14 protein-coding genes are annotated in these 13,275 nt (G+C 37.3%); 9 read left to right on the top strand and 5 right to left on the bottom strand.

All coding sequences use genetic code 11. The features are described from left to right. The first annotated feature begins 1 nt into the window (after nucleotide 1). From msbA to E4T92_RS03540, 9 genes are all read left to right on the top strand, one after another. Nucleotides 2-1,765, top strand: a complete 1,764-nt coding sequence (msbA, locus tag E4T92_RS03580) for a lipid A ABC transporter ATP-binding protein/permease MsbA (RefSeq protein ID WP_135093472.1) — start codon at nucleotides 2-4, stop codon at nucleotides 1,763-1,765. 70 nt (nucleotides 1,766-1,835) lie between these two features. After that, nucleotides 1,836-2,834 (top strand): tetraacyldisaccharide 4'-kinase, encoded by a 999-nt coding sequence (gene lpxK, locus E4T92_RS03575; RefSeq protein ID WP_135093471.1) that lies wholly within the window; start codon nucleotides 1,836-1,838, stop codon nucleotides 2,832-2,834. Continuing rightward, nucleotides 2,827-3,006, top strand: coding sequence for a Trm112 family protein (locus E4T92_RS03570; RefSeq protein WP_135093470.1), 180 nt, complete (start codon nucleotides 2,827-2,829; stop codon nucleotides 3,004-3,006). Before lpxK ends, E4T92_RS03570 begins: the two co-directional genes overlap by 8 nt. Before the next feature lie 50 nt (nucleotides 3,007-3,056). After that, nucleotides 3,057-3,821 (top strand): 3-deoxy-manno-octulosonate cytidylyltransferase, encoded by a 765-nt coding sequence (gene kdsB / locus E4T92_RS03565; protein WP_135093469.1) that lies wholly within the window; start codon nucleotides 3,057-3,059, stop codon nucleotides 3,819-3,821. Between the two features lies 1 nt (nucleotide 3,822). After that, on the top strand, nucleotides 3,823-5,649 hold the full coding sequence (gene uvrC / locus E4T92_RS03560; RefSeq protein ID WP_135093468.1) for an excinuclease ABC subunit UvrC: 1,827 nt from the start codon (nucleotides 3,823-3,825) through the stop codon (nucleotides 5,647-5,649). Between the two features lie 71 nt (nucleotides 5,650-5,720). Next, nucleotides 5,721-6,434, top strand: a complete 714-nt coding sequence (locus E4T92_RS03555; RefSeq protein WP_135093467.1) for a TerC family protein — start codon at nucleotides 5,721-5,723, stop codon at nucleotides 6,432-6,434. A 214-nt stretch (nucleotides 6,435-6,648) separates the two neighbouring features. Next, nucleotides 6,649-7,734 carry a PhoH family protein gene (locus tag E4T92_RS03550; protein ID WP_135093466.1) on the top strand — a complete coding sequence of 362 codons (1,086 nt, stop codon included), beginning with the start codon at nucleotides 6,649-6,651 and terminating at the stop codon, nucleotides 7,732-7,734. A gap of 2 nt (nucleotides 7,735-7,736) precedes the next feature. Next, complete coding sequence (ybeY, locus tag E4T92_RS03545; protein ID WP_077541077.1) at nucleotides 7,737-8,201, top strand: rRNA maturation RNase YbeY; 465 nt, start codon at nucleotides 7,737-7,739, stop codon at nucleotides 8,199-8,201. Nucleotides 8,202-8,213: 12 nt separating this feature from the next. Then, on the top strand, nucleotides 8,214-8,999 hold the full coding sequence (locus E4T92_RS03540) for a Cof-type HAD-IIB family hydrolase (RefSeq protein ID WP_077541075.1): 786 nt from the start codon (nucleotides 8,214-8,216) through the stop codon (nucleotides 8,997-8,999). A 151-nt stretch (nucleotides 9,000-9,150) separates the two neighbouring features. On the opposite strand, the gene E4T92_RS03535 is transcribed toward E4T92_RS03540, so the two are convergent. The 5 genes from E4T92_RS03535 to E4T92_RS03515 form a co-directional block, all read right to left on the bottom strand. Continuing rightward, the gene (locus E4T92_RS03535) at nucleotides 9,151-9,942 is read right to left on the bottom strand and encodes an ion transporter (RefSeq protein WP_135093465.1); all 792 of its coding nucleotides are present in this window, start codon (nucleotides 9,940-9,942) and stop codon (nucleotides 9,151-9,153) included. A 71-nt stretch (nucleotides 9,943-10,013) separates the two neighbouring features. Further along, entirely contained in the window at nucleotides 10,014-10,277 is a 264-nt protein-coding gene (locus E4T92_RS03530; protein ID WP_135093464.1) for a YkgJ family cysteine cluster protein, read from the bottom strand. Beyond that, complete coding sequence (locus E4T92_RS03525; protein ID WP_135093463.1) at nucleotides 10,270-11,748, bottom strand: hypothetical protein; 1,479 nt, start codon at nucleotides 11,746-11,748, stop codon at nucleotides 10,270-10,272. Before E4T92_RS03525 ends, E4T92_RS03530 begins: the two co-directional genes overlap by 8 nt. Nucleotides 11,749-11,800: 52 nt before the next feature. Next, nucleotides 11,801-12,868 carry a hypothetical protein gene (locus tag E4T92_RS03520; protein WP_135093462.1) on the bottom strand — a complete coding sequence of 356 codons (1,068 nt, stop codon included), beginning with the start codon at nucleotides 12,866-12,868 and terminating at the stop codon, nucleotides 11,801-11,803. 14 nt (nucleotides 12,869-12,882) lie between these two features. Then, on the bottom strand, nucleotides 12,883-13,269 hold the full coding sequence (locus E4T92_RS03515) for a DNA repair protein (RefSeq protein WP_135093461.1): 387 nt from the start codon (nucleotides 13,267-13,269) through the stop codon (nucleotides 12,883-12,885). Nucleotides 13,270-13,275: the final 6 nt, after the last annotated feature.

The raw sequence follows: 13,275 nt of genomic DNA, 5'->3' as shown, positions 1-13,275 counted from the left end.
TATGCAAAATCAAAAAATGCAAGATAAAGACCTTTCCACTATACAGACTTTTAAACGTTTGTGGCCAATGATTAAACCCTTCAAGTCAGGATTGGTCGTGGCTGCCGTTGCGTTGGTTCTTAATGCTTTGGCAGATTCCGGCTTAATTTATTTATTAAAACCCTTACTTGATGAGGGATTCGGTAAAGCCGATCATTCTTTTTTGAAAATAATGGCGTTTGTTGTCGTCGGAATGATTTTTTTACGCGGGCTTAGTAGCTTTATTTCTAACTATTGTTTGGCTTGGGTTTCCGGAAAAGTGGTGATGACCATGCGTCGTCGATTATTTAAACATCTCATGTTTATGCCGGTGAGCTTTTTTGATAGCAATCCTTCAGGAAAATTACTTTCTCGTATTACTTACGATTCCGAGATGATCGCTAATTCATCTTCCAATTCTCTTGTGACGATTGTACGTGAAGGGGCTTACATTATTTCCTTACTCGTTGTGATGTTTTATACCAGTTGGGAATTAACGCTAGTGTTATTTGTGATTGGACCGATTATTGCTGTATTGATTCGTATGGTGTCAAAAATCTTCCGTAAACTTAGCAAAAATTTACAAGATTCCATGGGAGAATTAACCTCTACCACGGAACAAATGCTGAAAGGGCATAAAGTCGTCTTATCTTTTGGCGGTCAATATGTGGAAGAAGCGCGTTTTAATCAGGTGAGTAATGATATGCGCCGTAAAGGGATGAAAATGGTAACCGCTGATGCCATTTCTGATCCCGTAGTACAAATTATCGCTTCTCTTGCTTTGGCTGCTGTGCTTTATTTAGCGACAACACCATTAATTGCAGAGGAGAATTTAAGTGCAGGATCTTTTACCGTCGTTTTTTCGTCTATGCTGGCGATGATGCGTCCACTTAAATCTTTAACGAATGTTAATTCCCAATTTCAGCGTGGTATGGCTGCTTGTCAAACATTGTTTGCAATTTTAGATTTAGAACCGGAAAAAGATAATGGCAGTTATAAAGCGGAGCCGGCAAAAGGCGAATTAGAATTTAAGAATGTGAGTTTTGCTTATCAAGGTAAAGATGAATTAGCATTAAATAATATTTCATTTAGTATTCCGGCTGGAAAAACGGTGGCATTGGTGGGGCGTTCAGGTTCAGGTAAATCCACTATTGCCAATCTCGTCACCCGTTTCTACGATATTTCACAAGGTGAAATTTTGCTTGATGGAGTGAATATTCAGGATTACCGTTTATCCAATTTGCGACAAAATTGTGCGGTGGTTTCTCAACAGGTGCATTTGTTTAACGATACGATTGCAAACAACATCGCTTATGCGGCAAAGGATAAATACACACGTGAAGAAATTATTGCGGCCGCCAAAGCAGCTTATGCATTAGAGTTTATTGAAAAATTGCCGCAAGGTTTTGATACTGTGATTGGTGAAAATGGGGCGAGCTTATCAGGTGGACAGCGTCAGCGTTTGGCAATAGCTCGAGCTTTACTGCGTCATTCTCCGGTATTAATTTTAGACGAAGCGACTTCCGCCCTTGATACGGAATCCGAAAGGGCGATTCAATCGGCACTGGATGAGTTGAAAAAGGATCGTACCGTGCTTGTCATTGCTCATCGTCTTTCCACCATTGAAAATGCCGATGAAATTTTAGTGATTGAACATGGTGAAATTCGTGAACGCGGTAGTCATCATGAACTGCTTGCTCTAGAAGGAGCATATAAACAGTTACACAGTATGCAGTTTAGTGGCTAGATTTGATCATATCTAAACGCGGGTTGCAAAACTCGCGTCATTTTATCCGCACTTTTTAGAGGGAACATTTATGCCATTTTGGTATTCGCATTCCAAACTCGCTTGGTTTCTTTTGCCATTCTCATTTTTATTTTGGCTGATAAGTCAATTTCGCCGAGTTTTATTTCGACTTGGGCTAAAATCCTCTTATCGAGCGCCGAAACCGGTGGTGATTGTAGGAAATTTATCTGTTGGCGGAAATGGAAAAACCCCTGTTGTGGTGTGGTTAGTGGAAGAAATAAAGAAACGTGGATTACGTGTAGGGGTGATTTCACGTGGCTATGGTAGCCATGCGAAAACTTATCCGTTACTCGTCACCGCAGAGACAAATCCCCATGAAGGCGGAGACGAGCCGGTTCTCATCGCTCAACGCACGGGTGTGCCGGTGGTGATTTCAGCAAACCGTCGACAAGCCATTGAGTTACTCTTAAAGCATAGCAATTGCGACATTATTATTTCGGATGACGGATTGCAACATTATCAATTACAACGAGATATCGAAATCGTGGTGATGGATGCGGAACGGGGGCTTGGCAATGGTTTTGTGTTACCGGCCGGCCCTTTGCGTGAATTACCAAGTCGATTAAAAACCGTAGATTTTGTGATCACCAACGGTGGTAAAAATCAATATTCCGATGCGGTGATGACATTGCTACCTAATTATGCCATCAATTTAAAAACCAAAGAAAAACGTCCGTTAAGTGAATTTCAATTCGGTTCTGCCATTGCCGGTATTGGTCACCCTCCACGTTTTTTTACAATGTTGGAAAAATTAGGGATAAATTTAGTTCAAACTCAGGCTTTCCAAGATCATCAGGATTTTGGTGCCTCGCAGTTAGAAAAATTTCCACAAAATCAACCACTCTTTATGACGGAAAAAGATGCGGTGAAATGCCGGGAGTTTGCAAAAGAAAATTGGTGGTATGTGCCGGTAGAGGCGGAAATAACGGAGGTTGAAAAACAAGGTGAAAATTTACCGCACTTTTGGAAAAAAATAGAGGCACTCGTGGAGCGATATAAAAATGCCTGAGCGATTAAACCCAAAATTGCTTGAAGTGATCGCCTGCCCCCGTTGTCTTGCTCGTTTGCAATATGATGCTAAAAATCAACGATTAATTTGTCGCTATGAACAGTTGGCTTACCCCATTAAAAACAGTGTACCAATCTTGATTGCTGAAAAAGCGGAAAAGATTGTTGATTAAGTTTTTGATTATTGATTTTTAGGATTATTAAAGAAAAGAAGGAATATTTTATGTCATTTACTGTGATTATCCCTGCCCGTTTTGCCTCCTCACGTTTGCCGGGTAAACCCCTTGCAGACATAGCCGGAAAGCCAATGATTCAACATGTTTTTGAAAAGGCACAACAATCAGGTGCAAACCGTGTGATTATTGCAACGGATAATGAAAAAGTCGCAAAAGTTGCACAAAGTTTTGGAGCGGAAGTGTGTATGACATCGGAACAGCGTAATTCCGGTACTGAGCGTTTAGCCGAGGTGGTGGAAAAACTGACTATTTCCGATGATGAAATTATCGTCAATATTCAAGGCGATGAACCTCTTATTCCACCTGCGATTGTTCGTCAAGTGGCGGAAAATTTAGCAAAATTTAAGGTGAATATGGCAACCCTTGCGGTGAAAATTCACGAACCAGAAGAACTGTTTAACCCGAATGTCGTCAAGGTACTGACGGATAAAGAGGGCTATGTGCTGTATTTTTCCCGTTCGGTTATCCCTTACGATCGGGATCAATTTATGGACTTACAAGATGTCGCAAACGTAACACTGACGGATGTATATTTGCGTCATATCGGTATTTATGCTTACCGTGCAGGCTTTATCAAAAAATACGTGCAATGGGCGCCGACACAGTTGGAAAATTTAGAAAAATTGGAACAATTACGCGTGCTATGGTATGGGGAACGAATCCATGTGGAATTAGCAAAAGAAGTGCCGGCCGTGGGAGTGGATACGGCGGAAGATTTAGAAAAAGTGCGGTCGATTTTAGCAGCGAATTAAGATGTTTGATGCCAAGAAATTCCTGACGAATGTTTCTCACGAACCGGGTGTTTATCGTATGTATGACGATAAAGATCAGGTGATTTACGTGGGCAAAGCCAAAGATTTAAAGAAACGCCTGTCGAGTTATTTTCGTTCCAATCTTAGCAGTAAAAAAACAGAGGCGTTGGTGGCGTCTATTTATCATATTGACACCACGATTACCTCTTCTGAAACAGAAGCCTTATTGCTGGAACACAATTTCATCAAGCTTTATCAGCCCCGTTATAACGTCCTATTGCGTGATGATAAATCTTATCCTTTCATTTTATTAACCAAAGAACGCCATCCTCGCATTACGGCTTACCGAGGGGCTAAAAAAATTGCCGGTGAATATTTTGGACCTTATCCTCACGCAGGGGCGGTGAGGGAAACCTTATCCTTAATCCAAAAATTATTTCCGGTACGGCAGTGTGAAAACTCCGTCTATGGCAATCGCTCGCGTCCTTGTTTGCAATATCAAATCGGGCGTTGCTCTGCGCCTTGTGTGGCAGGCTATGTGACCGATGAAGACTATTCACAACAGGTGGAGCTGGCACGTTTATTTTTACAAGGTAAAGATCAACAAGTGCTGGACTATTTGATTGGCAAAATGGATCAGGCAAGCCGTGAGTTGGATTTTGAACAAGCCGCGCGTTATCGGGATCAAATCCAAGCGGTGCGATCGGTTATCGAAAAACAGTTTGTGTCCAATGAACGGTTAGACGATATGGATATTATGTCTATCGCTTATCAACACGGTTTAGCCTGTGTGCAAGTCATGTTTATCCGTCAGGGAAAAGTATTGGGTAATCGCAGTTATTTCCCGAAAGTGCCGGCAAATACGGATCTTTCTGAGCTAACGGAAACCTTTGTTGGGCAATTTTATTTACAAGGGCATCAAGGCAGAAGTATCCCGAATAGTATTATTGTGGATCGGAAACTGACGGAAAAAGCCGAACTGGAAACGCTGCTTACCGAGCAAGCGGGCAGAAAAGTGACGATTCAAGAAAGTGTGAAAGGCGATAAAAGTAAATATTTACAGCTAGCACAAGTGAATGCGAAAGTGGCGCTTGCCACCCAGCTCAAGCAATCCTCACGAATGTCTGAGCGTTATCTGGCTTTGTGCGAATTGCTTGGTATGTCGGAAATTAAACGAATGGAATGTTTTGATATTAGCCACACAATGGGCAATCAAACGGTAGCGTCTTGTGTAGTATTCAACCAAGAAGGCCCGTTAAAATCCGATTATCGGCGATTTAACATTGAAGACATTACCGGTGGTGATGACTATGCGGCAATGGAACAGGCACTCAAAAAACGCTATGACCGTGATTTAGAAGAAGACAAAATCCCTGACATTGTTTTTATTGATGGAGGAAAAGGGCAACTTAATCGTGCTTTGGACGTGTTTCAACAATTGAAGGTCAAATGGGATAAAAACCGACCGCACTTAATTGGCGTAGCGAAAGGGGTAGATCGTCGTGCAGGGCAGGAAGTGTTGATTATCAGCAAACAAAATCGTGAAATCCACTTGCCCGATGATAGTTTAGCCTTGCATTTAATCCAACATATTCGTGATGAAAGCCACAATCACGCCATTAGCGGACACCGTAAAAAACGCCAAAATGCTTTCACTCACAGTGGTTTAGAAACCATTGAAGGAGTAGGTGCAAAACGACGTCAAGCGCTATTGAAATATCTTGGGGGCTTGCAAGGCGTGAAAAATGCCACATTAGATGAAATTGCTTCAGTACCGGGTATTTCAAAAAAATTGGCAGAGACAATTTACGAAACATTGAGAAGTTGATGAAATACGTTGCTTTTCTTCGTAGAGAGATTATGATCTCGGCTTTCGGACTTTATTTATAGGGACACATTATGTTTGAATGGCTTTCAGACCCTGAAGCTTGGCTTTCTCTTGCAACATTAACCGCACTTGAAATTGTTTTGGGGATCGATAATATTATTTTTATCAGTATCTTAGTGGGGCGTTTACCAGCAAATCAACGTCAATCCGGTCGGGTTATCGGTTTATCTTTAGCGATGATTACGCGGATTTTGCTTTTGATGTCGCTGACTTGGATGATGAAATTAACCGAACCGCTGTTTACTTTGTTTAATCAAGAGATTTCCGGACGGGATTTAATTTTATTCTTGGGGGGCTTATTCTTGATTGTGAAAAGTATCGGGGAAATTAAGGAAGCTCTCCATCCGGAAGAACATCATGAGAATGACAATCAAAGAAAAGTCAGTTATTTTGGCGTATTGATTCAAATAGCCATACTGGATATTGTGTTTTCTCTTGATTCTGTTATTACCGCTGTTGGTATGGCAGAGCATTTACCTGTAATGGTTTTGGCAATTGTTATTGCTGTTGGTGTGATGATGTTTGCCGCAAAACCAATCGGTGATTTTGTGGATACCCACCCAACTTTAAAAATTCTCGCTTTAGCTTTCCTGATTTTGGTTGGTATGAGCTTAATTGCAGAAAGTCTCGATATTCATATTCCAAAAGGTTACATTTACTTTGCAATGGGATTCTCTGCAATTGTAGAAATGTTGAACATCCGAATGAGACGTGCTGTTAAATAGAAAAATTTCCCTGCACCTAAAGGTTGCCTGAAGGATAACCGATTAAGGTGCAGGTTTTTTATAAGACAATACTCCCCACTTTTCAAGCAATGGTTTAAAAGGAATTGATTAAAGTAAAGTAAAGAGAAACCTGATCACTTTTAGGTAGCTGATGTAAATAGAATCAGATTAAGCTAAAATAGCCCAAATTTAAATCACTCAACGTTAAATATTAATGACAACATTCACCCTAGAACCTCAAGATAATACACGTCTTCAATCTCTTTGTGGTGCATTTGATGAGCATCTTAGATTGATCGAAAAAGCGTTTTTTAATTTGAACATCGCCCGCAATAATTTCACTTTTACCCTCAAATCAAATGAAGATAATCCAAAGCCTCAGCACGAAAAACTTATGCAAAGTGCGGTCAAATTAATTCAAGATTTATATGTGGAAACAGCCCCGATTAAAGGGAAAGTGAATGAATTGGATTTAGAGGATGTGCACATTGCTCTACAAGAAAGCAGAATGCTTTCCCAATTGGAATTAACACGAACAGAAAGTAAAGTTTACAGCACAACGATAAAAACGAAACGTGGCGTGATTAAGCCACGTGGTGAAAATCAAATTCAATATTTACATAACATTTTAACCCATGATATTAGTTTTGGTATTGGGCCTGCGGGTACGGGAAAAACCTTTTTAGCCGTAGCAGCAGCGGTAGAGGCGTTAGAGCGACAAGAAATTCGCCGTATATTATTAACCCGCCCGGCAGTTGAAGCGGGGGAAAAACTAGGTTTTTTACCGGGGGATTTAGGGCAAAAAATTGAGCCTTATTTACGACCACTGTATGATGCATTGTTTGAAATGTTGGGTTTTGAACGTGTACAGAAACTGATGGAACGCAATGTAATAGAAATTGCGCCTTTAGCCTATATGAGAGGAAGAACCTTAAATGATAGCTTTATCATTTTAGATGAAAGTCAAAATACGACTGTCGAGCAGATGAAAATGTTCCTAACCCGTATTGGGTTTAATTCCAAAGCGGTGATTACCGGAGATATTACGCAAATTGATTTACCCCGTAACACTAAATCAGGCTTACTCCATGCGATTGAAGTGCTTGAAAGCGTACCTGAGTTAAGTTTCAATTATTTTGATAGTCAAGATATTGTGCGTCATCCTGTGGTGGCGAAAGTGGTGCAAGCCTATGAAGCATGGGAAATAAAAGATGAAATCCGCCGTAAGGAATTAGCCGAGCAACGTCAAATTGAGAGAGAAAAAGAGCGGTCAATTTTAGCCGAGAATTTAGGAGAATAATCATGAGTAGTATGTTAATTGATTTACAGATCGCCACAGAAAATATACAAGATTTACCAACAGAACAACAAATTATTCAATGGGCAACGGCAGCGGTTCAACCGGAAAGCGAGAATATGGAAATGACTGTGCGTATTGTGGATGAAGCAGAAAGTCATGAACTTAATCTCACTTACCGTGGAAAAGATCGTCCTACAAATGTGCTTTCCTTTCCTTTTGAATGTCCTGATGCAGTTGAATTACCTTTATTAGGCGATTTAGTGATTTGTCGCCAAGTGGTGGAGCGTGAAGCCAAAGAACAAGGAAAACCGCTTATGGCACATTGGGCGCATATGGTGGTGCATGGTAGTTTACATTTATTGGGCTATGATCATATTGAAGACGATGAAGCCGAAGAAATGGAAAGCCTGGAAACACAGATTATGCAAAATTTAGGTTTTGCCGACCCTTATTTATCGGAAAAATAATTTGGAGTAAGTATGTATAAAGCTGTATTCAGTGATTTTGATGGAACCTTGTTAACCTCAGATCATAAAATCACCCCAAGAACCTTAGCCGCCATTCAGCGTATTACACGCAAGGGCATTCCTTTTGTTCCTATTTCTGCCCGTTCTCCTCTAGGCATTTTGCCTTATGCCAAGCAAATTGAGCATTACAATATCATTGTCGCATTTAGTGGTGCGCTGATTTTAGATCGTCAGCTTAATGTACTTTATTCCGTGAATATTTCAGTGGAAGATATTCAACAAATTAACCAACTATTGGCACAGTATCCCGAATTAGCTGTGAATTACTACACTCATGATGATTGTGTGGCTCGTGATATAAATAATAAATGGGTTATTTTCGAGCAGAGTGTGACGAAAATTCAAATTGATCCTTATGATGAAAGTGCGCTTTACTCTCCGCATAAAATTCAAATTATTGGTGAAACAGATGAAATCATTGAAGTTGAAAACCGTTTAAAAGCGGCTTTTCCACATTTAAGTATCTGCCGTTCACACCAGAATTTCTTAGAAGTCATGCATCAATCTGCCACAAAAGGCCGTGCCGTGCGTTTCTTAGAGGATTATTTTCAGGTCAAAATTGAAGAAGCCATCGCCTTTGGCGATAATTTTAATGATTTGGATATGTTGGAAAATGTAGGTTTGGGTGTCGCAATGGGCAACGCCCCCGAAGAAATCAAACAAGCAGCCAATCGTGTCACTGCAACCAACAATGAAGATGGACTAGCCCTAATTTTGGAAGAAATTTTCCCAGAATAAAAACAGATAAAAAAATGACCGCACTTTGCCTGAGAATTTCTTATTTCAAGGCTAAGTGCGGTTTTTTATAGAATCTCAACACAGAGGAAAATAAAAAATTAAGTGGTTGACTAAGTTAAAGGAATTTTAATTGCTATATTCTACTTTGGAGCTAACAGCCTTTTTTAATAAGTTCTTTTAACTCTTTAATTTCATTTTCTAATATATTCATTTTTCCTAAGAGCTTATCTTCTTTTTCTTGAATTTTTAAATTCATCTCATATTCTTTGATTTCTGTAATACAATCAACAATAATTCCAATCGCAATATTTAGGACAATGTAGCTTGCAATAAGTAAGAAACTAATGAATGTTATCCAAGCGTAAGGGGAGCTGCTTAGTATTGGTCGAACGATACCTGATGACCAACTATCAAAAGTCATAATTTGAAATAGAGTATAAAAACTTTCTGTTAAACTACCAAAATATTGTGGGGATATATCACTATATAAATGTGTAGTTAATACAGCATACACATATAATACGATACATAATAAAATTGCAACCCCTTGCATTGAATGAATTGATTTAAATAATACTTGAGTAATAATCCTCATTTTAGGAATTGCAGATAAAAAACGTAGAATGCGAATGACACGAATAACCCTAAAAATAGAAAGAGGGCTAAACTCAGCAAGTACAGAGATAAGAATAATTCCAAAATCAAAAATGTTCCAGCAACTTTTAAAAAAGGATTTTTTAGTATAAAAAATTTTTAATGTTATTTCTATAACAAAAATAGTTAAACAAATATTGTTAATTAATGTAAGATAATTACCCATTTTATAAGATAGTGCAGGGTAAGTATCCGCACCAACTATAATAGCATTGATAACAATTAATAATAAAATGATTTTATTAAATAATTTTATCATATTGTTTCTTATAATTTTTTGTTTTGACATAATAAAATACCTTGTTTAGGAAGATATAAATAATCTGAGAGGATATATTAAAAATTATTCTATGTTTGAAATTAATCATTATTAAAATTTCTACAAATTTCTAAATTAACTTTAACAAATTCATCCCATTCATAAAGATGAGATAAATACGTTTTATAGTAATCTTCAACCCGACAAACAAGCGGTCTAGTTTCATAAATATTACACAAATTAGTTTTCTCATTAAAATATTGGCAAATACCATCACCACGATCTAAAAAGCTAGTTTGTTCACTTAGATTAACACGGCGACAGCATTTGCCACAAGCTGTACAGGGGAATTTTGTATTAGTCATTTTCCATCATAAATTTTTCAAATTCATCAAGATCGTTAAATCTATCTTCATGTTCATATATACTCGCAATACTACCAATAATTTTCGTTGCTTGGTGATGATCTGAGGTATCAAGTGCATTTTCTAGAGAATTTAGTAATAATGTTAATTCCTTTTTACGCTCTAAAAAGAAGCGTTCTATTTTTTTATTATGTTCTATTAAAAAGTTATTTACTAAATGATTTACATCTTCAACATAAGAATTATAGGCTTCAGCTCTTAATTTATAACGTTGAATCTCTATTTCATTCTTCAATAATGCAATTGATTGTCGAAGAGCTAAATAAGAAAATCTCATCCAAGCAACAAAATTCAAACGAGAGAAAAATTCAACCCAATTTTGAGCAAACCCACTACGAATAAATGCATCTCCAGCATCAACTAAGCAAAGTGTTCCTTGACCTACAAGTAGCATTTTTTTTAATCTTGCATTTCTGTCGAAATTTAAAAATTGTAAACAATCAGCCCAAGATCGGTTATATTGAAAACGATGTCTAATAATACAAAATACTCTTACAAACAGCTCAACCATTACAACTGGAATTGATTGAACCATTCCAAATCTAAAGTCATAACCTTGCTCAAAAACTTTAACTGCAATTTCCGCCAATGATTTTTTATCATTGCCGAAACTACCAATATTTAAACTCTGCAATAGTTCATAAAATGGTATAGGTATTCCCGATCCTCTACCACTTGCTCCAGAAGAACCTGCAATATCAGACATAATATGCCCTATCCAATTGATAAATGCTGCAAATAATTTACTTGGAAAATTGCTACCTTGTAAGTTGCTTTCTGAATCAACAGTAATTAAATACCCATTATCTAGGAATGTTGCCGTTCCTTTAAATTGATCTATAATAGAAAAGATTAGACCTATTGGACTAGGTGAGTGAGATAATGATTTTAAGTGGTGATTGACTGCTGCCATAGTAAAAAGACCAGAAACATCACTGCTATGTCTATGATCATAATTGACTTTAAACGCTTTTTCTAAATAACCAATAGCACTTTTAGTAGGATCAGAATTTTCTTTTGGACCATTCCACCCATTAAGTTTTGCAAATTTTTGCACTAAATTATCCATAACACTATCTGCAGAAGAGAGCCATTTTGAATCTTTAGGTGAACCGACAAAAAAAGAATCAACAAGCCCAGCTAATACGCCAGCAGAGCTTGCAAAAATATAGTCCCATTTATCGCATTCATTTCTAATTTTTAAATCTTCGTTTATTTCTACTAATTTTTTATTTAACTCCAGCTCTCTTTCATCAATTCTATCTAGTACAATATTATGAGCTTTTAAAATATCTTTAAAAGAAAGATACTCCTCTTTCTTTATAAGACTCTCAAAACCATATAAGTTACTGTTATCTTTATATAGCAAATCTGTTATTGACGACTTTTTAAAAGTTTCTAAATCATTCATATTTATTCCTCATATAAAGAAATGGGGAAAAATTCCCCATTTTTTAATTTAGCTATTGAAAGGTGTAATCCTTTTTAGCTTTTTTCAATGCTTTTTGTTCTTCTTTCGAGATCACATTATCATCTTTCATTACAGGCTCACTAATAAAATCTCGTAATAGATATGCTATTTTATAATTTGCCATCACAATATCTTTATCACTTTTACTTAAATCACTATAATGAACCCCTCTAGAAGCTAAGTTATCAAATTTCACAAAAAGGTCATCTAACCAATAATTCATTAATTCTTTGAATGTAGAATTACATTCCTTTGTATATATGCAGATAGCATTTAATTTACTAATGGCTATTTCTAACTTTTTTATTTCTCCACGAACTTTAGATAGGTGCTCATACGCTTCATCTTTTTTAGCTGCAGCTTTTGAAGCCATTACAGCACCTCCAATAGCAAGCAAAGGACCAGCGACTAATCCACCTAGAACTGCAGTTCCCCCTGCGATACCTAAACCTCCAGAAGCAATAGAACCACCTCCTAACCAAGCTAAAGTTGCATTAGTAGCTGCGGCTCCAGATAGAGTGCTTATTGCTGTTCCTGTTGAGGCTGCAGCTAAGGTACCAACGCCTAAATAACTCGCACCACCAGCGGCTAATCCTGCTATTGTGCCAGCAGCAACAGATTGTACTGCACTCGTCATTTTTTCCATGTTGATGGTCTGTGTTTTTACTAACTTTATTGAATCTTCTAGTGATTTATGTTTATCAATAATTTCTAAATCTTTTAAGATTTGCACCTCTTCTTTTGGTGTTATAATGACTTTTTTATTAAATGCTACAGAAAGTTGTTTATTTCTTCTCTCTCCATTAGGATAGCAAATCAACGAATCAAATTTATTAATTTGATCTATTCCTTGTTTTTTAGAATTTCCGTAAGAAACTAATGCTGAATTTGTGTTAGATCTTTGAGATTCTAATTTCTTATTAATATCATTAGATTCTTCTTTTGCATAGCGTTGATATCTTTCTGCGTCATCTAGATCGCTTTTAGCATCAAACCCTTTCTTAACTCCATAAACACCTGAGACAATTGCAGCACCAGCTAAAATAAATGGTAAAGGCATAAATTTCTCCCTAATTAGTTTAATAAAGTTTCAATTTCTTTAGATAAAACAAGCTGTTTTTCAACCCAATTTTCTAAGGCATTTAATTTATCCAATGAGATACCTAGATTATTAGCATATTGAGAAATTAAATCTCTTTCAGAGAGATGGTATTCTTCATTAGCATGTGCAATACCTAAAAGTTCAAGTAATAATGAACATTTAGCTTTTTCTGTATCAAAGAAATTTGGAAGTTCGTCTAAGGAAATTACTTTTTCTGTAATACCATCTTCGGATTGTTTTAGCAAAATCTCTACCATACCTAGTTGTAACTCGTCAGAACTTCCGTCAGCCTGAGCAACTTCTTTAGCAAAATGAAGTAAAATAGATTGCTGTTCTCTATTTAGATTTTGTACAAACATAATGTT

The sequence above is a fragment of the Pasteurella sp. WM03 genome (assembly GCF_004570945.1).
In the GTDB taxonomy this organism is placed as follows: Bacteria; Pseudomonadota; Gammaproteobacteria; order Enterobacterales; family Pasteurellaceae; genus Rodentibacter.
Note: the sequence above shows the minus strand (reverse complement) of the source record. Positions and strands in the feature narration are given on the sequence as shown.

Excerpts from the sequence above, each read along its gene's own strand:
- E4T92_RS03535 (WP_135093465.1), bottom strand. The coding sequence starts at position 9,942 with ATGTCAAAACAAAAAATTATAAGAAACAATATGATAAAATTATTTAAT.
- E4T92_RS03525 (WP_135093463.1), bottom strand. The coding sequence starts at position 11,748 with ATGAATGATTTAGAAACTTTTAAAAAGTCGTCAATAACAGATTTGCTA.
- uvrC (WP_135093468.1), top strand. The coding sequence starts at position 3,823 with ATGTTTGATGCCAAGAAATTCCTGACGAATGTTTCTCACGAACCGGGT.
- lpxK (WP_135093471.1), top strand. The coding sequence starts at position 1,836 with ATGCCATTTTGGTATTCGCATTCCAAACTCGCTTGGTTTCTTTTGCCA.
- ybeY (WP_077541077.1), top strand. The coding sequence starts at position 7,737 with ATGAGTAGTATGTTAATTGATTTACAGATCGCCACAGAAAATATACAA.
- E4T92_RS03540 (WP_077541075.1), top strand. The coding sequence starts at position 8,214 with ATGTATAAAGCTGTATTCAGTGATTTTGATGGAACCTTGTTAACCTCA.
- msbA (WP_135093472.1), top strand. The coding sequence starts at position 2 with ATGCAAAATCAAAAAATGCAAGATAAAGACCTTTCCACTATACAGACT.
- E4T92_RS03520 (WP_135093462.1), bottom strand. The coding sequence starts at position 12,868 with ATGCCTTTACCATTTATTTTAGCTGGTGCTGCAATTGTCTCAGGTGTT.
- E4T92_RS03550 (WP_135093466.1), top strand. The coding sequence starts at position 6,649 with ATGACAACATTCACCCTAGAACCTCAAGATAATACACGTCTTCAATCT.
- E4T92_RS03515 (WP_135093461.1), bottom strand. The coding sequence starts at position 13,269 with ATGTTTGTACAAAATCTAAATAGAGAACAGCAATCTATTTTACTTCAT.
- E4T92_RS03555 (WP_135093467.1), top strand. The coding sequence starts at position 5,721 with ATGTTTGAATGGCTTTCAGACCCTGAAGCTTGGCTTTCTCTTGCAACA.
- E4T92_RS03570 (WP_135093470.1), top strand. The coding sequence starts at position 2,827 with ATGCCTGAGCGATTAAACCCAAAATTGCTTGAAGTGATCGCCTGCCCC.
- kdsB (WP_135093469.1), top strand. The coding sequence starts at position 3,057 with ATGTCATTTACTGTGATTATCCCTGCCCGTTTTGCCTCCTCACGTTTG.
- E4T92_RS03530 (WP_135093464.1), bottom strand. The coding sequence starts at position 10,277 with ATGACTAATACAAAATTCCCCTGTACAGCTTGTGGCAAATGCTGTCGC.